Source organism: Massilia sp. Bi118 (genome assembly GCF_918697865.1).
In the GTDB taxonomy this organism is placed as follows: domain Bacteria; phylum Pseudomonadota; class Gammaproteobacteria; order Burkholderiales; family Burkholderiaceae_D; genus Telluria.
In genome coordinates this window covers 224,235-250,904 of record NZ_CAKKMV010000002.1, presented here as the reverse complement: position 1 = coordinate 250,904, position 26,670 = coordinate 224,235, and the positions used below count along the sequence as shown (strand labels likewise).

The 26,670-nt window shown below is 65.0% G+C and carries 25 protein-coding genes and 1 other RNA gene; 3 read left to right on the top strand and 23 right to left on the bottom strand.

Features of this window, described 5'->3' with window-relative positions; all coding sequences use genetic code 11:
* Positions 1 to 144: 144 nt before the first annotated feature.
* The 19 genes from lpxC to mraZ form a co-directional block, all read right to left on the bottom strand.
* A complete protein-coding gene (gene lpxC / locus LQV39_RS03820; protein WP_230020414.1) occupies positions 145 to 1,080 on the bottom strand; it encodes a UDP-3-O-acyl-N-acetylglucosamine deacetylase in 936 nt (311 codons plus the stop codon).
* Between the two features lie 72 nt (positions 1,081 to 1,152).
* Positions 1,153 to 1,995, bottom strand: a complete 843-nt coding sequence (locus tag LQV39_RS03815; protein WP_230020599.1) for a DMT family transporter — start codon at positions 1,993 to 1,995, stop codon at positions 1,153 to 1,155.
* A 53-nt stretch (positions 1,996 to 2,048) separates the two neighbouring features.
* The gene (locus LQV39_RS03810; RefSeq protein WP_230020413.1) at positions 2,049 to 2,498 is read right to left on the bottom strand and encodes a GNAT family N-acetyltransferase; all 450 of its coding nucleotides are present in this window, start codon (positions 2,496 to 2,498) and stop codon (positions 2,049 to 2,051) included.
* 49 nt (positions 2,499 to 2,547) lie between these two features.
* On the bottom strand, positions 2,548 to 3,051 hold the full coding sequence (locus LQV39_RS03805; RefSeq protein WP_230020412.1) for a peroxiredoxin: 504 nt from the start codon (positions 3,049 to 3,051) through the stop codon (positions 2,548 to 2,550).
* 383 nt (positions 3,052 to 3,434) lie between these two features.
* Positions 3,435 to 4,643 carry a cell division protein FtsZ gene (gene ftsZ / locus LQV39_RS03800; protein WP_230020411.1) on the bottom strand — a complete coding sequence of 403 codons (1,209 nt, stop codon included), beginning with the start codon at positions 4,641 to 4,643 and terminating at the stop codon, positions 3,435 to 3,437.
* Between the two features lie 145 nt (positions 4,644 to 4,788).
* Positions 4,789 to 6,021: a cell division protein FtsA gene (gene ftsA / locus LQV39_RS03795; protein WP_230020410.1), complete on the bottom strand. Its 1,233-nt coding sequence runs from the start codon at positions 6,019 to 6,021 to the stop codon at positions 4,789 to 4,791.
* Positions 6,022 to 6,039: 18 nt separating this feature from the next.
* Positions 6,040 to 6,864 carry a cell division protein FtsQ/DivIB gene (locus LQV39_RS03790; protein WP_230020409.1) on the bottom strand — a complete coding sequence of 275 codons (825 nt, stop codon included), beginning with the start codon at positions 6,862 to 6,864 and terminating at the stop codon, positions 6,040 to 6,042.
* A 4-nt stretch (positions 6,865 to 6,868) separates the two neighbouring features.
* Positions 6,869 to 7,852 (bottom strand): D-alanine--D-alanine ligase, encoded by a 984-nt coding sequence (locus LQV39_RS03785; RefSeq protein WP_230020408.1) that lies wholly within the window; start codon positions 7,850 to 7,852, stop codon positions 6,869 to 6,871.
* 10 nt (positions 7,853 to 7,862) lie between these two features.
* Entirely contained in the window at positions 7,863 to 9,260 is a 1,398-nt protein-coding gene (murC, locus tag LQV39_RS03780) for a UDP-N-acetylmuramate--L-alanine ligase (RefSeq protein WP_230020407.1), read from the bottom strand.
* Positions 9,257 to 10,345 carry an undecaprenyldiphospho-muramoylpentapeptide beta-N-acetylglucosaminyltransferase gene (gene murG, locus LQV39_RS03775; RefSeq protein ID WP_230020406.1) on the bottom strand — a complete coding sequence of 363 codons (1,089 nt, stop codon included), beginning with the start codon at positions 10,343 to 10,345 and terminating at the stop codon, positions 9,257 to 9,259. Before murG ends, murC begins: the two co-directional genes overlap by 4 nt.
* Positions 10,342 to 11,565: a putative lipid II flippase FtsW gene (gene ftsW, locus LQV39_RS03770; protein ID WP_230020405.1), complete on the bottom strand. Its 1,224-nt coding sequence runs from the start codon at positions 11,563 to 11,565 to the stop codon at positions 10,342 to 10,344. The genes murG and ftsW overlap by 4 nt, the downstream gene beginning before the upstream one ends.
* On the bottom strand, positions 11,565 to 13,073 hold the full coding sequence (gene murD / locus LQV39_RS03765) for a UDP-N-acetylmuramoyl-L-alanine--D-glutamate ligase (RefSeq protein WP_230020404.1): 1,509 nt from the start codon (positions 13,071 to 13,073) through the stop codon (positions 11,565 to 11,567). Before murD ends, ftsW begins: the two co-directional genes overlap by 1 nt.
* A gap of 18 nt (positions 13,074 to 13,091) precedes the next feature.
* Positions 13,092 to 14,261 (bottom strand): phospho-N-acetylmuramoyl-pentapeptide-transferase, encoded by a 1,170-nt coding sequence (gene mraY, locus LQV39_RS03760; RefSeq protein WP_230020403.1) that lies wholly within the window; start codon positions 14,259 to 14,261, stop codon positions 13,092 to 13,094.
* Positions 14,262 to 15,752, bottom strand: a complete 1,491-nt coding sequence (murF, locus tag LQV39_RS03755; protein WP_230020402.1) for a UDP-N-acetylmuramoyl-tripeptide--D-alanyl-D-alanine ligase — start codon at positions 15,750 to 15,752, stop codon at positions 14,262 to 14,264.
* Positions 15,752 to 17,293 carry a UDP-N-acetylmuramoyl-L-alanyl-D-glutamate--2,6-diaminopimelate ligase gene (locus LQV39_RS03750; protein ID WP_230020401.1) on the bottom strand — a complete coding sequence of 514 codons (1,542 nt, stop codon included), beginning with the start codon at positions 17,291 to 17,293 and terminating at the stop codon, positions 15,752 to 15,754. Before LQV39_RS03750 ends, murF begins: the two co-directional genes overlap by 1 nt.
* Positions 17,293 to 19,080 (bottom strand): penicillin-binding protein 2, encoded by a 1,788-nt coding sequence (locus tag LQV39_RS03745; protein ID WP_230020400.1) that lies wholly within the window; start codon positions 19,078 to 19,080, stop codon positions 17,293 to 17,295. The genes LQV39_RS03750 and LQV39_RS03745 overlap by 1 nt, the downstream gene beginning before the upstream one ends.
* A complete protein-coding gene (gene ftsL, locus LQV39_RS03740) occupies positions 19,077 to 19,349 on the bottom strand; it encodes a cell division protein FtsL (protein WP_230020399.1) in 273 nt (90 codons plus the stop codon). Before ftsL ends, LQV39_RS03745 begins: the two co-directional genes overlap by 4 nt.
* Positions 19,346 to 20,317, bottom strand: coding sequence for a 16S rRNA (cytosine(1402)-N(4))-methyltransferase RsmH (gene rsmH / locus LQV39_RS03735; RefSeq protein WP_230020398.1), 972 nt, complete (start codon positions 20,315 to 20,317; stop codon positions 19,346 to 19,348). The genes ftsL and rsmH overlap by 4 nt, the downstream gene beginning before the upstream one ends.
* A gap of 8 nt (positions 20,318 to 20,325) precedes the next feature.
* Positions 20,326 to 20,754 carry a division/cell wall cluster transcriptional repressor MraZ gene (gene mraZ, locus LQV39_RS03730; protein ID WP_230020397.1) on the bottom strand — a complete coding sequence of 143 codons (429 nt, stop codon included), beginning with the start codon at positions 20,752 to 20,754 and terminating at the stop codon, positions 20,326 to 20,328.
* Positions 20,755 to 21,234: 480 nt separating this feature from the next.
* Here mraZ and LQV39_RS03725 point away from each other — a divergent pair, with 480 nt between their 5' ends.
* Positions 21,235 to 22,197: an AAA family ATPase gene (locus tag LQV39_RS03725; protein WP_230020396.1), complete on the top strand. Its 963-nt coding sequence runs from the start codon at positions 21,235 to 21,237 to the stop codon at positions 22,195 to 22,197.
* A 241-nt stretch (positions 22,198 to 22,438) separates the two neighbouring features.
* A complete protein-coding gene (locus LQV39_RS03720) occupies positions 22,439 to 23,137 on the top strand; it encodes a YcxB family protein (RefSeq protein ID WP_230020395.1) in 699 nt (232 codons plus the stop codon).
* Positions 23,138 to 23,144: 7 nt separating this feature from the next.
* Here LQV39_RS03720 and LQV39_RS03715 read toward each other — a convergent pair whose 3' ends face one another.
* Both LQV39_RS03715 and LQV39_RS03710 read right to left on the bottom strand, forming a co-directional pair.
* Complete coding sequence (locus LQV39_RS03715; RefSeq protein WP_230020394.1) at positions 23,145 to 23,510, bottom strand: hypothetical protein; 366 nt, start codon at positions 23,508 to 23,510, stop codon at positions 23,145 to 23,147.
* 52 nt (positions 23,511 to 23,562) lie between these two features.
* Positions 23,563 to 24,030 (bottom strand): hypothetical protein, encoded by a 468-nt coding sequence (locus tag LQV39_RS03710; protein WP_374199401.1) that lies wholly within the window; start codon positions 24,028 to 24,030, stop codon positions 23,563 to 23,565.
* A gap of 124 nt (positions 24,031 to 24,154) precedes the next feature.
* Here LQV39_RS03710 and LQV39_RS03705 point away from each other — a divergent pair, with 124 nt between their 5' ends.
* Positions 24,155 to 24,694, top strand: coding sequence for a GNAT family N-acetyltransferase (locus LQV39_RS03705; protein ID WP_230020392.1), 540 nt, complete (start codon positions 24,155 to 24,157; stop codon positions 24,692 to 24,694).
* Here the strand turns inward: LQV39_RS03705 and glpK are convergent.
* Positions 24,686 to 26,170 carry a glycerol kinase GlpK gene (glpK, locus tag LQV39_RS03700; RefSeq protein ID WP_230020391.1) on the bottom strand — a complete coding sequence of 495 codons (1,485 nt, stop codon included), beginning with the start codon at positions 26,168 to 26,170 and terminating at the stop codon, positions 24,686 to 24,688. The two genes, LQV39_RS03705 and glpK, sit on opposite strands and share 9 nt — an antisense overlap.
* A gap of 19 nt (positions 26,171 to 26,189) precedes the next feature.
* Positions 26,190 to 26,534, bottom strand: an RNA gene (gene rnpB, locus LQV39_RS03695) — RNase P RNA component class A.
* Positions 26,535 to 26,670 lie beyond the last annotated feature (136 nt).

Sequence of the window (26,670 nt, the reverse complement as noted above, 5' to 3'; positions counted from 1 at the left end):
GTCGTTCCCGACCTAGCCGGCCGCCTTGGCGGGAACCCAAGTTTGCGTGCAACGAGGTAGCTTGGAACTTTGGTGGATCGCGCCGAACTTGGGTCCCCGCCTTCGCGGGGACGACGTTTTGAGGCCGCGTGAACGTGCGAGCGCTTAGGTCAGCGCCCACTCCCGCTCCATCTGCGCCCCATACGACTCCGGCGCCCGCGCCTGTTCACTAAAACTCACGATCTCGTACGCCTCCGGATGCGCCAGCAGTTCGCGCAGCAGCAGGTTGTTCAGGCCGTGGCCGGACTTGTGCGCTTCGTAGCTGGCCAGCAGCGGATGGCCGACCAGATAAAGGTCGCCGATCGCATCGAGGATCTTGTGGCGCACGAACTCGTCTTCGTAGCGCAGGCCGTCCGCGTTCAGGATGCGGTACTCGTCCATCACGATCGCGTTTTCGAGCGAACCGCCTCTGGCCAGGCCCATGCCGCGCAGGCTTTCGACGTCCTGCATGAAGCCGAAGGTGCGGGCGCGCGCGACGTCGTGCACGTAGGAGACCTTGCCGAAGTCGACTTCAGCGCGCTGCATGGTGCCGTCGACAGCCGGGTGGTTGAACTCGATGAAGAAGTCGAGCTTGAAGCCGTCGAACGGGCTCAAGCGGGCCCACTTCTCGTTGTTGCCGCTGCCCTGGCGCACTTCGACCGGTTTCAGCACGCGGATGAATTTCTTGGCGGCGCCCTGCTCCTGCACGCCGGCCTGCTGCAGCAGGAAGACGAAGGACGAGGCCGAGCCGTCCATGATCGGAATCTCTTCGGCGGTGACGTCCACATACAGGTTGTCGATGCCGAGGCCGGCGCAGGCCGACATCAGGTGCTCGACGGTCGAGACGCGCGCATTGTCCTTGCTGAGGACCGAAGCCATGCGGGTGTCGCCGACGATTTCCGCGTTCGACGGGAACTCGACAATGGGGTCGAGATCGACGCGGCGGAACACGATGCCGGTGTCCGGATCCGCCGGGCGCAGGGTCAGCTCGACCTTGGTGCCCGAGTGCAAACCGACACCTGTCGTACGCACCAGCTGTTTGATTGTTCTTTGTTTGAGCATCCTGCGATTATATAGGAGGCCCATTTTGTTCGCCCGAGGCCCCGGGGTGCCGGTGGCAGGAACACCACGTTTTCAGGGATGTTCGGCCTCGGCGTGGGAGGTTTCGTGGCGAATCAGGTACAGGCCGCTGCCGATGATGATGGCGGCGCCGATCAGCGTGTATTTGTCGGGCAAGGTGTGCCAGAACACCCAGTCGATCGCAATGCCGCAGGCCAGGGCCGTGTACTCGAAGGGCGCGACCACCGAGGCTTCGCCGTGGCTGAAGGCTTCGGTCAGGGCCAGCTGGGCCAGGAAGCCGCTCAGGGCCAGGCCGCCCAGCAGCGGCAGGTGGCGTGTCTCGACCCGGGTCCAGTCAGGCAGGGCGAGCACGGTCGCGCCAAGCGCCATCATCAGCATCAGCCAGAACACCATCTGCTCGCTGGAATCGGTGCGCGCCAGTACCCGCCCGGTCACGGCCGACACCGCGTAGCACACGGCTGCCACCAGGATCGCCAGGCCGCCCAGGGTCATGAAGCCGTCGCCGCTGGGGCGCAGCACCACCAGCACGCCGGCCATGCCGATCGCGATCGCCAGCCAGCGCGCGCGGTTCACGCGCTCCTTCAGCACGAACACGGACAGCGCCGTGATCAGGATCGGACCGATGAAGAAGATCGTATAGGCCTCGGCCAGCGACAGGCCGCGCACGCCGTAGGCGAACAGGGCCAGCATGGCGATGCCGATGACCGCGCGCAGCAGGTGCAGGGGCCAGCGTACCTGCATGATAGCCCTGAAGCCGCCGCGCCAGGCCACGTAGACGCAAACCAGCGGCAGCGACGAGAGCGAACGCAGCGCCGCCACCTGCATCGCCGGGAATTCGGCGGACAGCAGCTTCATGATCGTGTCCATGATCGAGAACATCAGCACCGCGGCCAGCATCGCCTGGATGCTGCGGATGTTCCCGCTCATGCCGCTCAAGCCTGCCTTCGTTTTCACAAGCGCTTCTCCATGAACACCGACAGCGGATCGTCCTTGTAGTCGCCGAAGGGGCCGCAGCGCGCGAAGCCGGAGCCTTCGTACAGGCCGATGGCTTCCGGCTGGTGGATGCCGGTTTCCAGCTTCAGTTCGCGCAGGCCGCACATGCGGGCGAAGATGACGATGTGCTCGAGCAGCTGGCGGCCGGCGCCAAGGCCGCGCCGGTTCTCGTCGACGAACATGCGTTTCACTTCGCCATATCCATCGCGATTGACCAGGGCCGCGCAGCCGACCGCGCTGCCGTCGACGTCGCGCGCGACCAGGAACAGCACGTCGCCCTGCGTCAGCGAGTCGATATCCATCAGATGATTGCTGTCGGCCGGGTACAGCGCCGCGCAGTAAGCGTCGAGGCGTTCGAGCATGGACCGTACTTCAGGCTGGTCGGGCGATTCGGTATTGATGATCATGGCGATAAAAAACGGCGCCGCAGCGCCGTTCGTGTGCGTTGCGTAAAGATTAGCCCAGCTGTTCCAGCAGCTTTTCTGCCGAGGATACCTCGAAGCCGGCGGTTTCGACATTCAGCTGCTTGACCACGCCGTCGACGACCAGCATCGAGTAGCGCTTGCTGCGGGTGCCCATGCCGTGCTTCGAGAAGTCGGCGTCCAGGCCCAGGGCCTTGCTGAAGGCGGCGTTACCGTCGGCCATCATGCGGACGATGCCGGTGGCTTTCTGGTCGCGGCCCCAGGCGCCCATCACGAAGGCGTCGTTGACCGATACGCACCAGATCTCATCGACGCCCTTGGCCTTCAGCTGGTCGGCCAGCTGGATGTAGCCCGGCAGGTGCTGGGCCGAGCAGGTCGGGGTGTAAGCGCCCGGCAGGCCGAAGATGGCGATGGTCTTGCCCTTGACCAGGTCGGCCGTGTTGAACGTGTTCGGGCCGAGCGAGCAGCCTTCGGTTTCGGTCTCGATGAACTCGGACAGGGTGGACTCTGGCAGGCGGTCGCCGATCTGGATGGTCATGGTGGGTACTCCTTGTTGTAATGATCAGAACCCGCAAGTATGCCCGATCTGGAGAAATTCGGGGTCAGAGCACTTTTTTCTGATAAGTCGGGGTCAGAGCACTTTTTTGAACAATGTTCCAGTGGCTAGTTTATTGAGACCTCACGGCCTCTCCGCCCAGCGCTGACGCTCGTCAAGCTGCAGCCGGCCCGCTTCCTGGCAAGGAAAGCAATTTCCCTAAAAAGTGGTCTGACCCCGAATTTCTGTCGGAATGTGCTCTGACCCCGAATTTGCGAATTTGACCCCGAATTTGCTGGCGCAAACAAAAAGCCCGTACTGCTTGGACAGTACGGGCTTTCGCATCATGGAGCGCCGGTGGTCAGCCGGCTGGAGTTTGCTCTAGCTTAGTCGGCTTGCTTGCGCAGGAAGGCCGGGATGTCGTAGGTTTCGACGCCGTTGTTCTGCATCGCGCGGACCTGCTCGGAGGCCTGCTCGCGGCGCCACACGGCCGGCTGCTTCATGCCTGCATCGGCGCCGCCGGTGCTGATCGAGCCCATGCGCACGTTGCCTGCGGAAACAGTAGCGGCGGCGCCCGCCATCATCGGCGAACCGTAGGTGCCGGTATGCAGCATCTGCTGCGGCTGCACCAGCGAGATGTTGGTCTTGTTCTTGCCCAGGCCGGTCGCGACCACGGTCACGCGCAGTTCGTCGCCCATCTCGTCGTCGTAGGCGATACCTTGTGCGATCGCGGCGTCCGGTGCGGCGAAGGCGCGCACGGCGGCCATGACTTCCTTGATTTCCTTACCCTTCAGGCTGCGCGATGCGGTGACGTTCACCAGCACGCCCTTGGCGCCCGACAGGTCGATACCGTCCAGCAGCGGCGATGCCACTGCCTGTTCGGCGGCGATGCGCGCGCGGTCCACGCCCGAAGCGGTCGCGGTGCCCATCATGGCCTTGCCCTGCTCGCTCATGATGGTCTTGACGTCGTTGAAGTCGACGTTGATATGGCCCGGCACGTTGATGATCTCGGCGATACCGGCGACGGCGTTGTTCAGCACGTCGTCGGCATGCTTCATCCAGTCCAGCATGGATTCGTCTTCGTAGATGTCTTCCAGCTTTTCGTTCAGGATGACGATCAGGGAGTCGACATGCTTGGTCAGCTCGGCCAGGCCGGTCTCGGCCACGTCCATGCACTTCTGGCCTTCGTACGAGAACGGCTTCGACACGACAGCGACGGTCAGCGCGCCCAGGCTCTTGGCGACTTCGGCCACGATCGGCGCGGCGCCGGTGCCGGTGCCGCCGCCCATGCCGGCAGCGATGAAGACCATGTGCGCGCCGCGCAGCGCGTCTTCGATGCGTGCACGCGACTGCTCGGCCAGCTGGCGGCCGACTTCCGGACGCATGCCGGCGCCCAGGCCGGACTCGCCGATCTGGATGACGTTGTGCGCGCTCGACACGGCGAGTGCCTGCGCGTCGGTATTAGCGGCGATGAACTGCACACCGGCGACACCTTTATTGATCATGTGCTGGACAGCGTTACCACCCGCGCCGCCAACCCCGACGACCTTGATGACCGTACCCAGTGATGCGTTATCGACCATATCGAACTCCATGATGAACTCCTAATCTCAATGTGCCGTTCCCAAGCTGCAGACCTCATCGATCGCGATCAAACCTGCAGATTGGAAACGCGCTTGTATTGTAAAAATATTTGCGTGCGTTGACCAACAAAAAAGTAACTTCTTGTAGCTGAAATTCTTAAAAGTTCCCTAAAAACCACTCCTTCATGCGCTGCCACACCGCTTTCACCGATCCATCCTGGCGCGTGACGATGTGGCCGCGCAAATACTGCTTCTTCGCTTCCAGCAAAAGGCCGAGAACGGTCGCGTAGCGCGGACTGCGCACCACGTCGGCCAGCTGGCCGCGATACTCCGGCGTGCCGAGGCGCGCCGGTTTCAAAAAGATGTCTTCGGCCATCTCGATCATGCCCGGCATGATCGACGAACCGCCGGTCAGCACGATGCCCGACGAGAGCACGCCCTCATAGCCGGATTCGCGCACCACCTGGTGCACCATCGCGAACAGTTCCTCGACGCGCGGCTCGATCACGGCCGCCAGCGCCTGGCGCGACAGCGAGCGCGGACCGCGGTCGCCCAGGCCCGGCACTTCCAGGGTTTCGCCCGGATCGGCCAGCACCTGCTTGGCCACGCCGTAGCGGATCTTGATTTCTTCCGCTTCGCCGGTCGGGGTGCGCAGGGCCATCGCGATGTCGCTGGTGATCTGGTCGCCGGCGATCGGGATCACGGCCGTGTGGCGGATCGCGCCGTCGCTGAACACGGCGATGTCGGTGGTGCCGCCGCCGATGTCGATCAGGACCACGCCGAGTTCTTTCTCGTCGCCGGTCAGCACGGAATCGGCGGACGCCATCGGCTGCAGGATCAGGTCCGAGACCTCGAGCCCGCAACGGCGCACGCACTTTACAATATTCTGCACGGCGGACACCGCACCTGTAACAATGTGCACGCGCACTTCCAGGCGGATGCCGCTCATGCCGATCGGTTCGCGCACGTCTTCCTGGTTATCGACGATGAATTCCTGCGGCACCGTGTGCAGCAGCTGCTGGTCGGTCGGGATGTTGACCGCCTTCGCGGTCTCGATCACGCGCGCCACGTCGGTGGCCGTCACTTCCTTGTCCTTGATCGCCACCATGCCGCTCGAGTTGAACGAACGGATATGGCTGCCGGCGATGCCCGCATACACATTGCGGATCTTGCAGTCGGCCATCAGCTCGGCTTCTTCGAGCGCGCGCTGGATCGATTCGACGGTCGCTTCGATGTTGACGACAACGCCCTTCTTCAAACCTTTCGACTCGTGCTGGCCGAGTCCAATTACTTCATGGCGCCCATCGGCCATCACCTCGGCCACCACCGCCACCACCTTCGAGGTGCCGATGTCGAGGCCGACGATCAGGTTCTTTGCGTCTTTAGTCATTTCTTGTCGCCTGCTTGATTAAGTGTGCTTTGTTGTTTTGGTAGGTGCTTTTTTCTTTGCCGCCTTGACCGGCTTGGTGGCGTCCGCCGGAATGCTCAAGGCCGACGACGACAGTGCCAACCCGTTCGGATAGCGCATGTCGATGGTGTCGATATGCCCTTCCTGCAGGCGCGCCACCAGCTGGGGATAGATGCTCACCAGCCGCTGCACGCGCGCCTTCATGCTGTCCTTGCCCTGGTCGCGCTCGCGGCCCAGCTCCACGCTCATGCCGTTGTCCAGACGGACCGTCCAGGCATAGCGCTTCGACAGGCTGAGCGAGGTCGGCACCAGGCGGATCGGCGCGAACAGGCCGCGCAGTTCGGCAAAGCGCGCCAGCACTTCCTTCTCGCTGCCGGCGGGACCGTCGAAAGCAGGCAGCTCATGGTCCTCGTCGGCTTCGGCCAGGTTGGCGGTGAAGCTGTCGCCCTTGACCGACAGCAGGCGCCCATCCTCGCCCCAGGTGCCGAGCGCTTCGTGTTCCTCGACCTGGACGATCAACTGGTTCGGCCATTCGCGGCGCACGCTGGCCTTGCGGACCCAGGGCACGGCCTCGAAGGTGCCGCGCACCTGCTCCAGGTCGGTGGTAAAGAAATTCCCCTTGATCTTGCCGAGCACGCCGTTGCGCACCGTGAGTTCGTTCACGTGCTGCAGGTCCAGGCCGTACATGCTCTCGACGCGCACCGCGCGCAGGGTGAACATCGGACGCTGCGATATCCACCATACGCCCGACGCGATACAGGCGAGCGCCACCAGCGCGGTGATCGCGCCGGATGTTGCGTTCAGTGCTCGCGCGTCATGCCACATCGTCTTACGCCTTTTCCTTCTTGGCCTGGCCAATCTTCAGGGACGCCGAGCGCAGGATCTCGACGCACAGGTCTTCATAGCTCGTGCCCTCGGCCCGCGCGGCCATCGGCACCAGCGAGTGCGTGGTCATGCCCGGCGAGGTGTTCACCTCCAGCAGGAAGAACTGCCGGTCGGATTCGCGCAGCAGCACGTCGATGCGGCTCCAGCCTTCGCAGCCGAGCGCGCGGTAGGCCTTCTCCACCTCGCGCTGGATCGCCTCGGTGGTAGCAGCATCCAGCGGCGCCGGGCAGTGGTACTTGGTGTCGTCCGTGAAGTACTTGTTCTGGTAGTCGTACTTGCCTTCCGGAGCGACGATCTCGATGATCGGCAGCGCGCGCGCGGTCGGGCCGGTGCCCAGCAGCGGCACCGAAAATTCGCGGCCTTCGATGAACTGCTCGGCCAGCACGCGCGCATCGTACTTGCGGGACAGCTCGACGGCCGCCTGCAGCTCTTCGCGGCGGGTCACTTTGGTGATGCCGATGCTCGAACCTTCCAGCGGCGCCTTGACGATCAGCGGCAGGCCCAGCTCCGCCACCACCTTATCGAGGTCGGCGCCATCATCGATCACGGCATACTTCGGCGTCGAGACGCCATTCGCCAGCCAGACGATCTTGGTGGTGATCTTGTCCATGCCGACGCTCGAAGCCATCACGCCGCTGCCGGTGTAGGGAATGCCGAGCTGCTCGAGGGCGCCCTGCAGGCTGCCGTCTTCGCCGTAGCGGCCGTGCAGCGCGATGAACGCGCGGTCGAATTTTTCGGCGGCCAGCTCGCCCAGCGAACGCTCGGCCGGGTCGAAGGCATGGGCGTCGACGCCCTTCGATTGCAGGGCCTGCAGCACGCCGGTGCCGGACAGGATCGAGATCTCGCGCTCGGCCGAGCGGCCGCCGAACAGGACGGCGACCTTGCCGAGTTCCTTGATTTCAGATTGGGTGAGAGTAGTTGCGCTCATGATATGGCTCTTACTGCGCTACCTTTTGAAGCATTGTTAATTGATGCGGAACGCCGCCGATCGAGCCGGCGCCCATGGTCAGCACGACGTCGCCGTCGCGCGCCACCTTCAGGATCGTCGCCGGCATGTCGGCGATGGATTCCACGAAGATCGGTTCGATCTGGGTGCCGGCGCGCAGCGCGCGCGACAGCGCACGGCCGTCGGCAGCCACGATCGGGGTTTCGCCGGCCGCGTATACCTCGGCCAGCAGCAGCACGTCCGGTGCGGCCAGCACCTTGACGAAGTCTTCGAACAGGTCGCGGGTGCGGGTATAGCGGTGCGGCTGGAAGGCCAGCAGCAGGCGCCGGCCCGGGTAGGCCGCGCGCGCCGCGGCGACGGTCACCTGGGCTTCGACCGGATGGTGGCCGTAGTCGTCCACCAGGGTGAAGCTACCGCCGGATTCCAGCGGGATCTCGCCATAGCGGGTGAAGCGGCGGCCGACGCCGCGGAACTCGGCAAGCCCAATGGCCGTGGCTTCGTCCGGGATGCCGATCTCGCGCGCGATCGCAATCGCCGAGCAGGCGTTCAGCACGTTGTGCATGCCCGGCTGGTTCAGCACGAAGCTGGTGTCCGGATAGCCTTCCTGGCGCACGATGAAGCGCATGCGGGTGCCGTCGGCGCGGGCTTCCATGGCGCGCACTTCGGCGTCCTCGGAAAAGCCGTAGGTCGTCACCGGCTTGGTCACCTGCGGCAGGATGGCGCGCACGTTGGCGTCGTCGATGCACATCATCGCGCGGCCGTAGAACGGCAGGCGGTGGGTGAAGTTCACGAACGCCGCCTTCAGCTTCTCGAAGTCGTGCTCGTAGGTGTCCATGTGGTCGGCGTCGATGTTGGTGATCACCTCGATCATCGGCGACAGGTTCAGGAAAGACGCATCCGACTCGTCGGCCTCGGCCACGATATAGTCGCCGGTGCCCAGCTTGGCGTTGGCGCCGGCCGCGGTCAGGCGGCCGCCGATCACGAAGGTCGGGTCCAGGCCGCCCTCGGCCAGCACCGAGGCCACCAGGCTGGTGGTGGTGGTCTTGCCGTGGGTGCCGGCGATGGCGATGCCGCGCTTCAGGCGCATCAGTTCGCCCAGCATGATCGCGCGCGGCACCACCGGGATCTTGGCGGCGCGGGCGGCCACCACTTCCGGATTCGCTTCGTTGACGGCGGTCGAGGTCACCACGGCGTTGGCGCCGCGGATGTGTTCTTCGGCGTGGCCGATGCAGACCGTCGCGCCCAGTTCGGCCAGGCGCTGGCTGGCGGCGTTCGAGGCCAGGTCCGAGCCCGACACTTTATAGCCGAGGTTCAGCAGCACCTCGGCGATGCCGCTCATGCCGCTGCCGCCGATACCGACGAAGTGAATATGCTTGATCTTGTGTTTCACGCAGCTGTCCTCTTTCCCGCCAATTCTTCCAAAACGTTTGCAATCGCCGCATTGGCGTCGCGCCGGCCGACCGCCTGCGCCGCTTCCGCCATCTTCAGGCAGGCGTCACGGTCGGTCGCTTGCAGCAGCTTCGCCAACTGCTGCGGATTCAGTTCGCCCTGCGGCAGGTGGACTGCCGCTTTCTGCTTGTCCATCCAGATCGCGTTGTCGCGCTGGTGGCTGGTGGTGCTGGCGACGAAAGGCACCAGCACGCTGGCCACGCCGGCCGCCGTCAGTTCCGACACCGTGATCGCGCCGGCGCGGCAGATCACCAGGTCGGCGTTCGCATATTCCGCCGCCATGTCGTCGATGAAGTCGACCACGTTGGCCTGCACGCCGGCCTGCGCGTACGCCGCGCGCAGCGCTTCGATATTCTTCTTGCCCGACTGGTGGGTGACGATCGGACGCAGGCCTTCCGGAATCAGGGCCAGGGCCGCGGGCACGCTGTCGTTCAGGACCCTGGCGCCCAGGCTGCCGCCCACCACCAGGATGTTCAGCGGGCCGCTGCGGTTGGCGAAGCGGTGGCCCGGCGACGGCATCTCCAGGATCTCCTTGCGCACCGGGTTGCCGGTGACGACCGCTTTATTCGCCGCCTTGCCGAAGTCCGCCGGGAAGCCGAACAACACGCGCTGGGCGACCGGGGTCAGGGTTTTATTCGACAGCAGCAGCGCCGCATCGGCATTCACCAGCGCCAGCGGCACGCCGCGCGAGCGCGCCATCATCCCGCCCGGCACGGTCACATAGCCGCCCATGCCCAGCACCACGTCCGGCTTGCGCGCGGCGATGAAGCGGCGGCAGGCGGCAAACGCGCCCAGCATCTTGAAGGCGCCGGTGATGGTGTGGCCCAGGCCCTTGCCGCGCAGGCCGGCGAAGTCGATGCTGTCCATCGCGATGCCGTGCTTCGGCACGATGTCGCATTCCATGCCGTGGGCGGTGCCCAGCCAGCTCACTTCCCAGCCGCGCTCACGCATCGTCTGGGCGATGGCGATGCCGGGGAAGATGTGGCCGCCGGTGCCGGCTGCCATGATCATCAGGCGCTTGCTCATTTGGCGATCCCCTGGCGGCCGCCGCGCATGCGCATGCGGTTTTCGTAATCGATGCGCAGCAGGATGGCGAGGCCGACGCAGTTGAACAGCACGCCCGAACCGCCGTAGCTCATCAGCGGCAGGGTCAGGCCCTTGGTCGGCAGCAGGCCCAGGTTCACGCCCATGTTGATGAAGACCTGCACGCCCAGCCAGATGCCGATGCCCTTCGCGGCCAGGCCGGCGAAGTGTTGCTCCAGCGCGATCGCCTGGCGGCCGATGTCGAAGGCGCGTTTCACGAGCCAGTAGAACAGGCCGACCACGACCAGCACGCCGACCAGGCCGAGCTCTTCGCCGATCACGGCCATGATGAAGTCGGTGTGCGCTTCCGGCAGGTAGTGCAGCTTTTCGACGCTGCCGCCCAGGCCGACGCCGAAGATCTCGCCGCGGCCGAAGGCGATCAGCGAATGCGTCAGCTGGTACGACTTGTCCAGCGCATTGCCGTCTTCCCACGGCCGCATGTAGGCGAACATGCGGGCGCGGCGGAAGGGCGAGAGCGCGATGATGGTCGAGAACACCATCACCAGGATCGCGCCGATGCCGGTGAACCAGATCATGTTGAAGCCGCCCAGGAACAGGATACCCATCGAGATGCAGACGATCACGCCGAAGGCGCCGAGGTCGGGCTCGAGCAGCAGCAGCACGCCGACCAGCGCCATCGCGGCGGCCATCGGCATGAAGCCCTTGGTCAGCTTGTGCATGTACTGCTGCTTGCGCACCGTGAAGTCGGCCGCGTACAGCACCGCCACCACCTTCATGATCTCGGACGGCTGGCCGATGCGCATCGGCAGCCAGCGGCGCGCGCCGTTGACCGAAATGCCGACGCCCGGCACCAGCACCAAAGCAAGCAGGATCAGGGTGACGACGAACATCAGCGGCGCCAGGCGCTGCCAGGTCGCGACCGGCACGCGGAACACGAACAGGCCGGCCACCAGCGAAATCGCGATGAACATCGCCTGGCGCAGCAAGAAGTAGTTGTTCTTGCCGCCCAGGTAGGCGAACTTGGGCGAGTCCGGCAGCGCGATCGAGGCCGAATACACCATCACCATCCCGAACAGCATCAGCAGGATCACGACCCAGACCAGCGGCTGGTCATACTCCATCATGCGCGACGGCCGTGCGCCCGCGGCGACGCTCGCATCGCTGGCGCTGCCGCCGAACTTGAAGGGAATCTGGAAAGCCATCAGATCTCCTGCCCCTTCTCGAGCGCGATCTCGCGCACCGCATCCACGAACACCTGGGCGCGGTGGGCGTAATTGGTAAACATGTCCAGGCTCGCGCAGGCCGGCGACAGCAGGACCACGTCACCGGATTTCGCCAGGCCGTAGCCGCGGCGCACCGCTTGCGGCAGGTCGCCCAGGTCGAAGCACGGTACGCCGCTCGGTTCGATCGCAGCCTTCAGCGCCGGCGCGTCGCGGCCGATCAGCAGCACCGCCTTCACATAGCGCGAGCATGGCGCGGCCAGCGGCGCGAAGTCCTGGCCCTTGCCCTCGCCGCCGGCAATCAAGAGGATCTGGCGCCCGGTCTCGCCAAAGGTCTGGCCCAGGCCTTCCAGCGCGGCGACGGTGGCGCCGACATTGGTGCCCTTGCTGTCGTCGTAATAGTCGACGTTGTCGATGCTGGCGACCAGCTCCACGCGGTGCGGCTCGCCCTGGTAGTCGCGCAGGCCGTGCAGCAGCGGCGCCAGCGGCAGGCCGCAGGCGCGGCACAGGGCCAGCGCGGCCAGCGCATTGGAAGCATTGTGGATGCCGCGGATGCGCAGCGCGTCAGCCGGCATCAGGCGGTTGATCGTCAGCTCGACCGGCTCTTCCGGCTCGTTCATGGAGGGAGAACGGCGGCGCTTCTTTTCCGGCTCTTCCGCCGGATTCGCATTCGCCAGCCACAGCACGCCGCGCTCGTTGACCAGGCCAAAGCTGCCCGGCGCGTCCGGTTCGCCGGTGCCGAAGGTGGTCATCTGCGCTTCCGGATTCGCCATGCGCATCACGGTGGCGTCGTCGCGGTTCAGCACGCGGACCGTATCCTTGCCGAAGATGCGCGCCTTGTCGAAGGCATAGGCGGTCATGCTGCCGTGCCAGTCCAGGTGGTCCTGGGTCACGTTCAGGACGGTGGCGGCGTCCGGGTTCAGGCTGAAAGTGGTGTGCAGCTGGAAGCTGGACAGTTCCAGCACCCAGGCCTGCGGCAGATCGTCCTTGTCGAGGACTTCGCGCAGCACGTCCAGCGCGGCCGGGCTGATGTTGCCGGCTACGCGGGTCGTGAAACCGGCGCGGCGGCACAGCAGGCCGGTCAGGCTGGTCACCGTGGTCTTGCCGTTGGTGCCGGTGATGGCGATGACTTTCGGGGCATAGCCCCGAGTGGACTTCAGGTCCGACAGGGCCTGGGCGAACAGTTCGATCTCGCCCCACACCGGGATGCTGCGGGCGGCGGCGCCCGGGCCGATGTCGGCCAGCTCGCGCTCCGGCATCAGGCCCGGGCTGACGGCGACGAAGTCGACACCTTCCAGCAGTTGCGCATCGAAGGCGCCGCCCACGAACTCGGCGGTCGGCACGGCTGCGCGCAGCGCGAACAGGCGCTGCGGCTCGGTACGCGTGTCCGCGACGCGCACGCGCGCGCCGCAGCGCGCGAGCCATTGCGCCATCGCGAGGCCCGATTCGCCGAGCCCGAGTACCAGTGCGGTTTTGCCTTCGTAGTTCATCGTTCTTTTATCGCAGTTTCAACGCAGTTTGAGCGTGGAGATGCCGATCAGGACCAAAACGATGGTCACGATCCAGAAGCGCGCCACGACCTTGGTTTCCTTCCAGCCCTTCTGTTCGAAATGGTGGTGCAGCGGCGCCATCAGGAACACGCGCCGCCCGGCGCCGTAGCGCTTCTTGGTGTACTTGAACCAGCTCACCTGGATGATCACGGACAGGGTCTCGGCCACGAACACGCCGCCCATGATGAACAGGACGATTTCCTGGCGCACGATGACGGCGATGGTGCCGAGCGCGCCGCCCAGCGCCAGCGCGCCGACGTCGCCCATGAACATCTGCGCCGGGTGCGCGTTGTACCAGAGGAAGGCCAGGCCCGCGCCCGCCATCGCGCCGCAGAAGATCAGCAGTTCGCCGGCGCCCGGGATGTGCGGGATGAACAGGTATTTCGAATAGGTCGCATTACCAGTCAGGTAGGCGAACAGGCCCAGCGCGCCGCCCACCATCACGGTCGGCATGATGGCCAGGCCATCGAGACCGTCGGTGAAGTTGACGGCGTTCGAGGCGCCCACGATCACGCAATAGGTCAACGCGATGAAGCCCCACACGCCCAGCGGGTAGCTGATGGTCTTGAAGAAGGGGACGATCAGGTCGGCCTTGGGCGGCAGGTTCATCGAGAAGCCCGACTGCACCCAGGCGAAGAACAGCTGCCCCACTTCCCATGGGGTCGCGGCCGAGACCGAGAACGCCAGGTAGAGCGAGGATGCGATGCCGATCAGGGACATCCAGAAGTATTTTTCGCCCGAGCGCATGCCTTCCGGGTCCTTGTAGACCACCTTGCGGTAGTCGTCGACCCAGCCGACCGCGCCGAAGCCGAGGGTCACCACCAGCACCGGCCAGATCAGGCGGTTCGACAGGTCGCACCACAGCAGGGTCGAGAAGCCGATCGCGATCAGGACCAGCACGCCGCCCATGGTCGGGGTGCCGTGCTTGGCCAGGTGGGTTTGCGGGCCGTAGGTGCGCACCGCCTGGCCGACCTTCAGCGCGGTCAGCTTGCGGATCACCGCCGGGCCGCACAGCAGGCCGATGGCGATCGCGGTAATGGTCGCGAACACCGCGCGGAAGGTGATGTAGTTAAAAATCCGCATCGGACCGATATAGTCCTGGAAGTATTGTGCAAGCCAGAGAAGCATTTAGTGAGAATCCTTGCCGGTGTTTTGTGATTGAACGAGATGTTGGACCACGCGTTCCATTTTCATGAAGCGCGAGCCCTTCACCAACACAGTTGCGTCGGATTTGCTGCCCAGTTGCCGCATTTGCTTATCCAGTGCTGCCAATAAATCGTCGAACTGCTCAAAGTGTTGCGCGCCCGTGCCTTTGCCTGCCACGTGGCGCGCCAGGGCGCCGGTGACGAGCACGGACTCGATGCCGCGGCTTGCCGCGTAAGCACCGATTTCTTCGTGAAACTCGGGTCCCTGCGTGCCGACTTCGCCCATGTCGCCCAGCACCAGGATGCGCGGCGCGGCGCTTTGGGCGAGCACGTCGATGGCGGCGCGCACCGAATCCGGGTTGGCGTTGTAGGAGTCGTCGATCACGGTGGCGCCGTTCACGGCCTGCTTGCGCTGCAGGCGGCCGCTGACGGGCGCGAAAGCTTCCAGGCCCCGCACGATGGCGTCGACCGGGATGCCGGCGGCCAGTGCGCAGGCGCAGGCGGCCAGGGCATTTCTTACGTTGTGCTCACCCGCGGCGGAAAGTTTGATGGTGAACGTTTGCACGTCATTCCCGCTCGCTTCTCCGTCATTCCCGCGAAGGCGGGAATCCAAGTTTTTATGCGCGTCTGCGGCGCCAAACTTGGATTCCCGCCTGCGCGGGAATGACGGGGTTACGCTAACGACCAGGTCAGCGCCGAAACTGTTTACGGTATACGTTGCACGCACATCGCACGTTTCGGTCAGCCCGAAGGTCAGCACATCCTTGCCAGCAGCCAGCTCGCGCCACAGCGCGGTGTACTCATCGTCGCCAGGGAACACCGCCACGCCATCCGCCGGCAAGGCCGCCAGCACCGAGCCATTCTCGCGCGCCACCGCTTCCACGGTGTGCATGAACTCCTGGTGCTCGCGCTGCGCATTGTTCACCAGCGCGACGGTCGGCGCCGCGATCGCGGCCAGGCGGGCGATCTCGCCAGGATGGTTCATGCCCAGCTCGACCACCGCGGCCTTGTGCGCGGCGCTCAGGCGCATCACGGTCAGCGGCACGCCGATCTCGTTGTTCAGGTTGCCCTGGGTGGCCAGGCGCGCGTCCTCGCCCACATGCGCGGCGAGAATCGAGGCGATCATTTCCTTGACCGTGGTCTTGCCGTTGCTGCCGGTGACGCCGATGACGGGCATCGCGAACTGGCTGCGCCAGGCATTGCCGATGCGGCCCAGGGCAACGAGCGTATCCGGCACCACCAGCGCCGGCAGCGGGAAGTTCTCCGGCAGCTTTTCGACCACCACGGCGGCCACATTCCTGGCCGCGACCTGGTCGAGGAAGTCGTGCGCATCGAAGGTTTCGCCGCGCAGCGCAACGAACAGCGCGCCGGCCGGGGCCGAGCGGCTGTCGGTCGACACGCCTTCGAAAGCGGCGTCACGCGTCATGCGGGCGCCGGCAATCGAAGCGGTCAGCTGTTGAAGCGATCCTTGCATTAATTCGTCCTCATCATCGTCAGCCGCGCAGTCAAGGCCAGCGCGGCATGGTCGGCATCGGAAAACGGCATTTTCCGGCCCTTGATTTCCTGGTAGGGCTCGTGCCCCTTCCCGGCCAGCAGGATCACGTCCGGCTTGCCGGCGTGCTTCACCGCCGACAGGATGGCGGCGGCGCGGTCTTCGATCGCCTGGTAGTTCGAGCTCGGGTGGTGCGGGTCCATGCCGGCCACGATCTGTTCGATGATCGCGCGCGGCTCTTCGCTGCGCGGGTTATCGCTGGTGACCAGCACGTGCTCTGCCATCTGGGCAATGGCGCCCATCTGCGGGCGCTTGCCCGGATCGCGATCGCCGCCGCAGCCGAACACGCACCACAGCTGGCCGCCGCGCTCGTGCGCCACCTGGCGCAGCGCGCCCAGCGCCTTTTCCAGCGCGTCCGGCGTGTGCGCGTAATCGATCACGATCAGCGGTGCGTCGGCGCCGCCGATCTGCTGCATGCGGCCCGGCGCCGGTTCGAGCGTTTCGATCGCGTCCAGCGCGGCGCGCAGCGGCGCGCCCTTGGCCAGCAGCACGCCCAGCACCGCCAGCGCATTGCTGACGTTGAAGTGGCCGACCAGGCGGGTACGCGCCAGCGCGCTGCCCGCGGGCGTATCGACGGTGAACTCGGTGCCGGCCGGGCGCGAACGGAGCTGGCTGGCACGCAGGATGGCCACGCCTTCGGGCGCGGGCTGCTCGTCTTCGCCGCGCGTGGTGTAGCCGGTGACCGCCACTTCCGGACGCTGCGCGCGCAGGTGCGCGGCGATGCGGCTGCCCGCCGGGTCGTCCAGGTTCAGCACCGCGTGCTTCAGCCCCGGCCACTCGAACAGCTTGCGCTTGGCCGCTTCGTAGCTGGCCATGTCGCCGTGGTAGTCCAGGTGGTCGCGGGTCAGGTTGGTGAACACGGCGACGTCGAAATGCATGCCGGCAGTACGTTCCTCGACCAGGCCGATCGACGAGACTTCGATCGCCAGCGCGCCGGCGCCGGCATCGCGCAGGCTGGCCAGGCGGGTCGCCAGCAGCACCGCGTCCGGCGTGGTGTAGCCGGTGGCGTCGAATTCGGCTTCGACGCGGGCGCGCACCAGGCCGACGCCAAGCGTGCCGATGACGCCCACGCCTTCACCCACGCTGGCCAGGCGGGCCAGCGCCTGCGCGGTCCACAGCGCGATCGAGGTCTTGCCGTTGGTGCCGGTCACGCCGACGGTGAACATGCCGGCGTCCGGCTGGCCGTACCAGGCGTGGGCGATGGCGCCGGCGTTCTTTTTCAGGTTCTCGACGGCCAGGTGCGGCACATCGGCGCTTTCACGCCAGGCGAAATCGCGTGCTTCATACACCACCGCGGCGGCGCCCTTCTCCAGCGCAGACGCGATGTAGTTGCGGCCGTCCGCCGCGCCTTCGCCTGGATAGGCAAAGAACACGTCGCCGCGCTTGAGGCGGCGCGAGTCGGAAACGAGACGGCCGCCTGGTGCGGCGGCTCGTATCCACTGGCAGATCTCGCTCAGGTTCATCAGTTGCTCTCCTCGAATGGGTGTTCGGGGATGATGATGTCCGTGACCGTTGAATCAGGCGGCACGTTCGCCGCCCTTAATGCATTCGCCGCCAGCGTCGCGAAGGTCGGCGCCGCCACCGCGCCGCCGGTATGGTAGAGCCCGCTCACGTCGTCGATCATCACCGCGATGATGAAGCGCGGATTCGACATCGGCACCATGCCGGCGAAGTTGCCGACGTAGTGGGTCTGCGAGTAGCGGCCGTCGATGACCTTCTGCGCGGTGCCGGTCTTGCCGCCCACGCGGTAGCCGGCGATCTGTGCCTGCGGCGCCGTGCCTTCCGGGCTCACCACGGATTCGAGCATGACGCGCATCTGGGCTGCGGTCTTCGGCGAGATGATCTGCTGGCCGACCGGCTTCTCGGTGATCTTCTGGAAGGACAGCGGGATCATGTCGCCGTCGCGCGCGAAGATCATGTAGGCACGCGCCAGCTGCAGCAGCGACATCGAGATGCCCTGGCCGAAGGACATGTTGGCCTGCTCCACCGGGCGCCAGGATTTGTACGGACGCACGCGGCCGGCCACGGCGCCCGGGAAGCCGAAGCGCGGCGCCTGGCCCAGGCCGACCTTGGTGAACATCTCCCACATCTCCTGGGCCGACATCATCTGCGAAATCTTCGTGGTGCCGATATTGGACGACTTCTGGATGATGGTGCCGATGTCGATCACGCCGTGCGGATGGGTGTCGCGGATCACCTTGCCGGTCACCATGAAGCGGCCGTTGCCGGTGTCGATCATGGTCTTCGGCGTGATCAGGCCCTTGTCGAGGCCCAGCGCCACGGTGAAGGGCTTGAAGGTCGAACCCGGCTCGAAGGTGTCGGTGATGACGCGGTTGCGCAGCTGCTCGCCGGTCAGGTGGGCGCGGTTGTTGGGGTTGTAGGTCGGCCAGTTGGCCAGCGCCAGCACCTCGCCGGTGTGTACGTCCAACACCACTGCGGCGCCGGCCTTGGCATGGAATTTCTCGACCGCGTTCTTGATGCTGTTGAAAGCGATGTACTGCAGCTTGCTGTCGACCGACAGGGTCAGGTCCTTGCCGTCGTGCGGCTCGTGCGACATGCCGACGTCCTCGACGATGCGGCCCAGGCGGTCCTTGATCACGCGCCGGCTGCCCGGCTGGCCCGCGAGAGACTTCTGCTGCGCCAGTTCCATCGCTTCCTGGCCGACGTCCTCGACGTTGGTGAAGCCGACCATGTGCGCCATCACCTCGCCCTGCGGGTAGAAGCGCTTGTATTCCTTGCGGGTGTCGATGCCGTCGATGTCGAGCTTCTCGATCTGGGCAACGACGTCCATCTCGACCTGGCGTTTCAGGTAGACGTAGCTGCGGTTCGAGTTCAGCTTCTTCTGCAGCTCGGCTTCCGGCATCTCCAGCAGGCGCGCCAGCTCGCGCACCTTTTCCGGCGAGGCCGGGTTGGCCTTGTAGTCTTCGGTGAAGATCGACACCGACTTCACCGGCAGCGAGGAGGCCAGCACCATGCCGTTGCGGTCGAAGATCTTGCCGCGCGTGGCCGGCAGCTCCTGGGTGCGCATGTAACGGTTGGCGCCCTGCTCCTGCAGGAATTTATTGTCCGCGACCTGCACCCACACCGCGCGGCCGGCCAGCGCCGCGAAGGCGGCGAACAGGACGAACAGCACGACGCGCGAGCGCCAGTCCGGCAGGCGCACGGCCAGCACCGGGCTCTTCGAGAAAGCCACGCCCTTGGAGGCGGCGACGCGGGAATTGGAGCGGGACGAGCTGGCGGTCGACCTCATTTGCTGCCTTCCGTCAGGTACTGGGTGCGCGCCGGGCTGAGGGGCGCCATGTTCAGGTTGACGCGCGCGATCTGCTCGATGCGTTCGTTCTTGCCGAGGGTGGACTGGTCGAGCTGGAGCTGGGCCCAGTCGATGTCGAGCTGGCGCTGCTGGGTCGACAGTTTTTCGATGTCGTTGACGAGGTGGTTGCGCTGGTAGCGGGCGTTGACGACCGACAGCGCGCAGCCGACCAGCAGGCCGGCCAGCACCACGTTGATCTTGCCGGTCATGCGCGACTCCCTTCGGCAGTCGCTCCCAGGCGCTCGGCCACGCGCAGCACCGCCGAACGGGCGCGCGGATTGGCCTCGACCTCGGGGCCGGACGGCTTGGTCTTGCTGATCAGCTTCATCAAGGGCTGAGGCAGATCGACAGCGCGGATCGGCAGCCGGCGGTCCGGTTGCTCGACCTTCGCCTTCGAGGCCAGGAACTGCTTGACCATGCGGTCTTCCAGCGAATGGAAGCTGATGACCGACATGCGCGCGGCGGGCGCGAGCAGTTCGTAGGCCGCGTTCAGACCTGCTTCAAGGTCCTCAAGCTCTTTATTGATGAAAATCCGGACAGCTTGAAAGGTGCGGGTTGCCGGGTCCTTGCCTTTCTCCCGGGTTTTGACCGCGTTTGCCACGATTGCGGCAAGCTGTCGTGTGCTTGAAATTGGCTCGACTGACCGGCGAGCAGCAATCGCCTTTGCAATCTGAAAAGCAAACCGTTCTTCCCCATAATCCCGAATCACCTTTTCCAGTTGTTGTTCCGGCACCGTCGCCAGCCACTCGGCGGCGGAAATGCCCCGTGTCGTGTCCATCCGCATGTCCAGCGGACCGTCATTGCGGAAGCTAAAACCGCGGCTGGCGTCGTCCACCTGCGGCGACGAAATGCCGAGATCCAGCAGAATCCCGTCGACCTGCGTGACGCCGCGCTCGGCCAGCGCCTCGACCATCGTCGCAAAGCTGTCGTGCACGATCGAAAAACGCGGATCGCCAATCTGCTCGGCAGTGGCGATCGCCTGGGGATCCTTGTCGAAAGCGATCAGGCGGCCATCCGGCGCCAGCTTCGACAGGATCAGCCGGCTATGACCGCCGCGGCCGAAGGTGCCATCTATATATGTACCGGATGCGCGCGCGCCTTCGAGGCCGAGCGCATCGACTGCTTCATCCAGCAGCACCGTACGATGCTGCAATTCAGGCACCGGAATAGCGTTCATGCGGTGCCTTAGAAGGAGAAATTGGAAAGGACATCGGGCATGCCGCCAGCGACGGCCAGGGCCTCGTCTGCGGCCAGTTTCACGGCGTCCCAGATCTCGAAATGGGTGCCCATCCCGAGCATCATCACTTCCTTCTCCAAACCAACCGCATTGCGCAATTCGGGCGAAATCAGCACCCGGCCCGACCCGTCCAACTCGACATCGCAGGCGTTACCCAGGAAAATGCGTTGCCACGACCGGGCCGACATCGGCCAGGCGGCGATCTGTTCGCGGTGCTCTTCCCACACCGGGCGCGGGAAGAACAACAGGCAACCCTGCGGATGTTTCGTGAGCGTCATACGGCCTTCGCACTGCTGCAACAAGGCGTCACGGTGCTTGGACGGTATTGACATCCGTCCCTTTGCATCGAGATTGATCGCAGACGCGCCCTGAAACACGTATTTACCTAGTTTTGGAGAATTATCAGTTTGTTAGTTTTAGGCGCCGGGGAGATCGCATTTGCCACTTCGCTTCTCCCACAAAACTGCACTTTTTGCCACCGTTTCCCACTTTAGAGGAAGCATTGTCACTGGTCAAGCGAATTCACCTTTTGAAAACCGCGAAATTGCTAATGAAACCAATGACTTAGCGCACTTCCCTGAAGCTACCTCAAGTAAAAATGTTGAGCAAAATTAGGGACTTAGCTTAGAGAGTGCATGTGTCAGCTCATGTATACACATGGGTTTCACGTTTGATCAGCCGCAACTTTTTACTGGCAGTAGACCCATTCGCTCCATGCAGCGCGGATGATACGGTTCGGTGGAATTGCAGATTCATGCGGGGCGGGTTAGGATGAATTCAAGCGATCACCCAGCAGCACGCAAGGTGTGAGTGAGCATGTACTAACTCGCAGGCGCAGCCTGCGCAGGAGGACCGCCGTGAGCATTACAATCGCCCGGACCCGCGCCGTTTACGACCTCCACGAGGTGCAGGGCGCCCTCGACCGCAGCCGCGGACGCTCGCCTGAGCTCGACGCGTTCTACGAACGCATGCTCGAGACCGGCGCCGAACGCTTCGTCACCACCCCCTCTTCCATCGCCGCGCTCGATCCGCTGTTCGAGGAATGCCCCAACTTCGACGAAGTGCTGGACGACCTGGCGCGCTATTTGCGCCTGGCCCACGCCGGCAAGGGAGGAGAAATTCGAGGGTTCAACGTCATGCCCATCCTTCTATTAGGCGGCCCGGGCGTCGGCAAGACCCACTTCGCCAAGCGCCTGGCCAGGGTCATGCAGACCGACTGCGAACTGATCAGCATGAACGCCCTCTCGGCCGGCTTCGTCATTACCGGCAGCTCGGCCAGCTGGCGCGGCGCCAAATGCGGCAAAGTGGCCGAGCGCCTGGTGCGCGGGCAGTTCGCCAATCCGGTGATCGTGCTGGACGAGGTCGAGAAGGCAACCGGGTCCTCGCAGTCCGATCCGCTGGCGGCGCTGTATCAATTACTGGAGCCGGAGACCGCGTGTGCTTTTCGCGACGAGTTCATCGACGTGGACATCGATGCCTCGCAGATCTTCTGGGTGCTGACGGCGAATTCGATCGAGGGGATTCCGCATCCCCTGCTGAACCGGATGGCGGTGTACGAGGTGCCGGCGCCGACGCCCGAGCAGGCGGCTGGGATTGCGCAGCGGATGTATGCGGGGCTGCTGCGTGAATTGAATCTGGGTGGCTTCGATCCACTACTGGGCGATGTGGTGCTGGACAAGCTGGCGGGGGTGTCGCCGCGGGATTTGCGCAAGGCTTTACTGGATGGGCTGGGGTATGCGGTGGCGGATGGGCGGGAGCATGTGCTTGCGGGAGATATTCGGGTCAAGCAAACGCCTTGGAAGGGGCGGATCGGGTTTTGATTTTAGATCTGCGTGGGGAGACAGATAGCCTGCCCGTATCGACTACGTAGCACGTTCAGCTGACCACCTTGCCCGCCTCATCGGTGCGCGCCACGGGCTGCCCTGGCCATCGGTATGGATGTAGGCGAACTCATGCCCAGACATGCCGCGACCTCAGTAGCCAAGTGGCCGCGCTCCGTGAAGCGCGAGGTTAAAAATCCAAGGGTGTTTACTCTATTGCAATATACAGAAGGCCCCCCACTTGCCGGACACCACTGATCAATATGGAATCGACATGTTCGGCACCGGCCACCCCCAGCCCCCTTACCGCAAGGAGGTGGCCATGCAGATCGTCCAGCAGGAACAGAAAACCTTTGCCAGTACCGAACTGACGATCGACTCGCCGCCCTCCGGCGATGCCGCGCCGCCGCCGGATGCGCCGGCTATTCGCTTCAGCGTCTCGTACACGCTGGCCGAATACATGAGCATCCTGCGCGCCCACCTCGGCTTCATCATGCGTCACACGCCGAAGGCGAAGCGCTTGCGCCAGACCTGGATACCGCTGGAATTCAGCGTGTTCGCCTTTCTTACCGCATGGATGCTGGACCCGGGCTGGGCCAGGAATACATTCGCCGCCTTCGGCGCCCTGTCCTTCCTCTCGCTGCCGATCACGCTGGACCTCTGGGTCGCGCTGATCGCCCCGCCGGTCTTCTTCCTGAAAAAGCGCCGCATGCCGGTTTGCGAATTCCGTATCGATGGCGAAGGCATCGCGCGTACGTCACGGCTCGGCAGCTTTGAACGGCGCTGGAATGAGGTGCAGATGGTGCGCCGCTACGAGCGCGGCTACCTGCTGATGTTCGCCACAGGGGGCATCCCGATTCCCTTCCGCTGCCTGGACCAGCGCCAGCAGGAGCAGCTACGGGGCTATACCGCCGGGCGCGGTCCCGCCAACGGGGCTTGAGAGCGCCTTACTTCCCCTGTGCGCGTGCCGCCACGCTCTGCGACGGCTTTGGCACATGCACCCAGCGGCCATTGACCTGGCGGAAGTCGAGCGTATCGAAGTAGTGGGCGATGCCGCCATATTCCATGGTGACCTGGGCGGTGTCGCCGTTCAGGCGGGCGCCGGCGAAGCGGCTGTGCGGTTCGCCGTTGGTGCTGACGCAGCCGGCGGCGAAGGCGCCGCCGCGGTCGGCGACGTCGGGACCGATGACGGTGCGGATGTCGTGCGGCAGATCGGCCAGCGAGCCGATCTCGCCCGGCTGCAGCGGTGCGGCCTGCTCGGCGGCAGTGGCTGGAACACCGGCGCTGCCGGCAATCACGAAGATGAGAGGCATGATCAGGTTCCGGTGGCGCATCGCAGTTCCTTTGAGGGTCTTGCGGAACATATTAACTCTTCTCTTCGAGTTTGACATCCTCGCTTTTCGCCTCTTCCATCGCCTCCGGTTCCAATAGCTCGGCTTCCTTGTTGAAGCGGATGAACAGCCCCCAGCCCGCCAGCAGGAAGCCGGCCGCGACCAGCACCGAGGCCGCGTGCGGCAGCAGTTCCGGCACTTCGTGCAGGGCTTTGAAGGTACCGACCAGGCCCTCGATCGACAGCGCCACCACCACCACGACCATGAAGCGCGACAGATAGCGGCGCACGCGCGTCGGCGCGCTGATGTGGGCGTCGCGGATGACTTCCTCTTCGGCGATGGTCTGCGAGATCTGCAGCGAGACCACGGCGATGGCCAGCAGGCCGATCGCCTCGATCGCATGTTCGGCGCCTTCGGACAGCTCGGCCCCCACGGCTTTCCAACCGGTCAGCGCCGCCATCACCATCAACAGGAAGGAGATGGCGATGAAGAGCACGGCCATGACGGCGTGGACGGCGGAGAAGAAGGCTTTCAAAGCGGCTCCTGCGGGATTGGTTTGCTGCGATTGTGCCCTATCCGCCCGCAGCGGCTCGCACGGCTCGGCTACCCCAACCTATAATCGCGGCATGACCCAGATGACTACCGGCCGCTTCCTGCTTCGTCCCTTCACTGCGGCGGACGCGCCCGCGTTCGCGGAAGCGGTGCGCGAATCGATGGCCAGCCTCGGCCTGTGGATGAACTGGGGCCATGCCGCTTATAGCGAGGACGAAGCCCTGTCCTGGTTCGCGTACTGCGATGCGGCCCGCGCCAACGGCAGCGCCCACGAATTCGGCATCTTCCTCGATGACGGCGAGACCCTCGCCGGCGGTGCGGGACTGAACCAGTTCAATACCGTGAACGGCTTCTGCAACCTGGGCTACTGGGTGCGGGCGTCGCAGCAGCGCCAGGGAGCGGCGCTGGCCGCAGTGCACGCGCTGGCAAGGTACGCCTTCGAGGAATGGAAGCTGTCGCGCGTGGAGATCGTCATCGCGGACGGGAACCTGCCCAGCATCGCAGTGGCGCGCAAGGCGGGCGCCGTGCACGAGTGCCTTGCCCGCAAGCGCCTGCAGCTGCGTGGCAGGGCGGTCGATGCCCACATGTTCTCGCTGGTATCGGCGCTAGATTAGGGCCCAGCCCTTCGCATGCGCCACCGCCTTCGCCCAGCGCGCCATCGACTCCTCGCGGCGCGCCGCCGGCATCCGCGGCTCGAAACGGCGCTCGGCCTGCCACTGTGCCGCAATCTCTTCAACTGAAGACCAGAAGCCGGTCGCCAGGCCGGCCAGGTAGGCCGCGCCCAGCGCCGTCGTCTCCGTAACGCGCGGGCGGATCACCGGCACGCCCAGCAGGTCGGCCTGGAACTGCATCAGCATGTCATTGCGCGCCGCGCCGCCGTCCGCGCGCACTTCGTGCACGGCGCAAGCGGCGTCCTTCTGCATCGCGGCCAGCAGCTCGGCGCTCTGGTAGGCGATGCTTTCCACCGCGGCGCGCGCGATGTGGGCGCCAGTCGTCCCGCGCGTCATGCCGACGATGGTGCCGCGCGCATAGGCGTCCCAGTGCGGCGCGCCGAGGCCGACGAAGGCCGGCACCAGCATCACGCCACCGCTGTCCGGCACCGATAAAGCCAGCGCCTCGACGTCCGCGGACTGCTTGATGATGCCGAGGCCATCGCGCAGCCACTGCACGGTGGCGCCGCCCATGAAGACGCTGCCTTCCAATAGATAATCGGTGTGCTTGTCGATGGTCCAGCCGACCGTGGACAGCAGGCGATTGTGCGAGACGGGCGGCGCATCGCCCGCGTGCATCAGCATGAAACAGCCGGTGCCATAAGTGTTCTTGACCATGCCGCGGCGGTGGCAGGCCTGCCCAAAAGTCGCGGCCTGCTGGTCGCCGGCAATGCCCGCCAGCGGGATCGCGCGGCCGAACCATTTTTCATCGGTGACGCCAACCTGCCCGCTGCTGGCCACCACCTCAGGCAGCATCGACGCCGGCACGCCGAACAGCGCCAGCAACTCCTCGTCCCAGCGCAGGCTGTTGATATTGAAGAGCATGGTGCGAGAAGCGTTGCTGACGTCCGTGACGTGGCGGCCCGTCAGTTTATACGCGAGCCAGCTGTCGACGGTGCCGAAGGCGAGTTCCCCACGCTCCGCGCGGGTGCGCGCGCCGGGGACGTGGGTCAGGAGCCATTGCAGCTTGGTGGCGGAAAAATAGGCGTCGAGTTCGAGGCCCGTCTTGCGCTGGATGAGGGGCGCGTGGCCGTCGGCGCGCAGGGCGTCGCAGAGCTCCGCGGTGCGCCGGTCCTGCCAGACGATGGCGTGGCACAGCGGCTCGCCTGTGCGGCGGTCCCAGACCACCGTGGTTTCGCGCTGGTTGGCGATGCCGATCGCGGCCACCTGGCCGGCGTCGATGCCGCTCGTTTGCAGCACCTCGCGCGCGCAGGCGAGCTGGCTGTTCCAGATATCGAGCGGATCGTGCTCGACCCAGCCGGGCTGGGGGAAATGCTGGGGATATTCGTGCTGGGCGCTAGCCGCCACCTGGCCCTGGCGGTCGAACAGGATGGCGCGCGAGCTGGTGGTGCCCTGGTCGAGGGCGAGGATGTAGTCCATCGTCGTGACCGAGAATTAAATGTAAAGCAGGCCGATAGGCCGGATTCTGTGTAGTGGTCTCCCTTGCGGGACGCCTCTATGACAGCCATTCCTCTAGGCGCCGAATTACTCCGGCGCTCAAGCTTCCTACCCGCACGCTCCGCGAGCAACATCAACGCGTGCCTATTTGGAATTGCTCCAGGTGGAGGTTACCGCGTTTCACCGTAACTTAATACGCTCGTCTCTGTGGCCCTATTCCTCGCCTTATACCGGCTTGCGCCGGCTTTCGGCGGACGGCCGTTAACCGTCACCCCGCTCTGTGGAGTCCGGACCTTCCTCCCGCCAGTACCTTGCGGTACCGGCCAGCGGCTGTCTGGCCTGCTTCACAGCCCGAATTGTACCCGATGCGCGTCCCCACCGGCTGTAATCGCTGCGTTTTCTGTAAGTTTGTGTCGCCATTTCAAAAGCCACCTGCCCCAAGCTTGCCTAGAATGTCCGGATAGCAAAATCTACAAGGACGA

What these genes read in the sequence shown, in the direction of transcription:
- lpxC (WP_230020414.1), bottom strand. Translation starts at nt 1,080, where the DNA reads ATGCTCAAACAAAGAACAATCAAACAGCTGGTGCGTACGACAGGTGTC.
- LQV39_RS03815 (WP_230020599.1), bottom strand. Translation starts at nt 1,995, where the DNA reads ATGCTGGCCGCGGTGCTGATGTTCTCGATCATGGACACGATCATGAAG.
- LQV39_RS03810 (WP_230020413.1), bottom strand. Translation starts at nt 2,498, where the DNA reads ATGATCATCAATACCGAATCGCCCGACCAGCCTGAAGTACGGTCCATG.
- LQV39_RS03805 (WP_230020412.1), bottom strand. Translation starts at nt 3,051, where the DNA reads ATGACCATCCAGATCGGCGACCGCCTGCCAGAGTCCACCCTGTCCGAG.
- ftsZ (WP_230020411.1), bottom strand. Translation starts at nt 4,643, where the DNA reads ATGGAGTTCGATATGGTCGATAACGCATCACTGGGTACGGTCATCAAG.
- ftsA (WP_230020410.1), bottom strand. Translation starts at nt 6,021, where the DNA reads ATGACTAAAGACGCAAAGAACCTGATCGTCGGCCTCGACATCGGCACC.
- LQV39_RS03790 (WP_230020409.1), bottom strand. Translation starts at nt 6,864, where the DNA reads ATGTGGCATGACGCGCGAGCACTGAACGCAACATCCGGCGCGATCACC.
- LQV39_RS03785 (WP_230020408.1), bottom strand. Translation starts at nt 7,852, where the DNA reads ATGAGCGCAACTACTCTCACCCAATCTGAAATCAAGGAACTCGGCAAG.
- murG (WP_230020406.1), bottom strand. Translation starts at nt 10,345, where the DNA reads ATGAGCAAGCGCCTGATGATCATGGCAGCCGGCACCGGCGGCCACATC.
- ftsW (WP_230020405.1), bottom strand. Translation starts at nt 11,565, where the DNA reads ATGGCTTTCCAGATTCCCTTCAAGTTCGGCGGCAGCGCCAGCGATGCG.
- murD (WP_230020404.1), bottom strand. Translation starts at nt 13,073, where the DNA reads ATGAACTACGAAGGCAAAACCGCACTGGTACTCGGGCTCGGCGAATCG.
- mraY (WP_230020403.1), bottom strand. Translation starts at nt 14,261, where the DNA reads ATGCTTCTCTGGCTTGCACAATACTTCCAGGACTATATCGGTCCGATG.
- murF (WP_230020402.1), bottom strand. Translation starts at nt 15,752, where the DNA reads ATGCAAGGATCGCTTCAACAGCTGACCGCTTCGATTGCCGGCGCCCGC.
- LQV39_RS03750 (WP_230020401.1), bottom strand. Translation starts at nt 17,293, where the DNA reads ATGAACCTGAGCGAGATCTGCCAGTGGATACGAGCCGCCGCACCAGGC.
- LQV39_RS03745 (WP_230020400.1), bottom strand. Translation starts at nt 19,080, where the DNA reads ATGAGGTCGACCGCCAGCTCGTCCCGCTCCAATTCCCGCGTCGCCGCC.
- ftsL (WP_230020399.1), bottom strand. Translation starts at nt 19,349, where the DNA reads ATGACCGGCAAGATCAACGTGGTGCTGGCCGGCCTGCTGGTCGGCTGC.
- rsmH (WP_230020398.1), bottom strand. Translation starts at nt 20,317, where the DNA reads ATGAACGCTATTCCGGTGCCTGAATTGCAGCATCGTACGGTGCTGCTG.
- LQV39_RS03715 (WP_230020394.1), bottom strand. Translation starts at nt 23,510, where the DNA reads ATGCCTCTCATCTTCGTGATTGCCGGCAGCGCCGGTGTTCCAGCCACT.
- LQV39_RS03710 (WP_374199401.1), bottom strand. Translation starts at nt 24,030, where the DNA reads ATGGCCGTGCTCTTCATCGCCATCTCCTTCCTGTTGATGGTGATGGCG.
- LQV39_RS03705 (WP_230020392.1), top strand. Translation starts at nt 24,155, where the DNA reads ATGACCCAGATGACTACCGGCCGCTTCCTGCTTCGTCCCTTCACTGCG.
- glpK (WP_230020391.1), bottom strand. Translation starts at nt 26,170, where the DNA reads ATGGACTACATCCTCGCCCTCGACCAGGGCACCACCAGCTCGCGCGCC.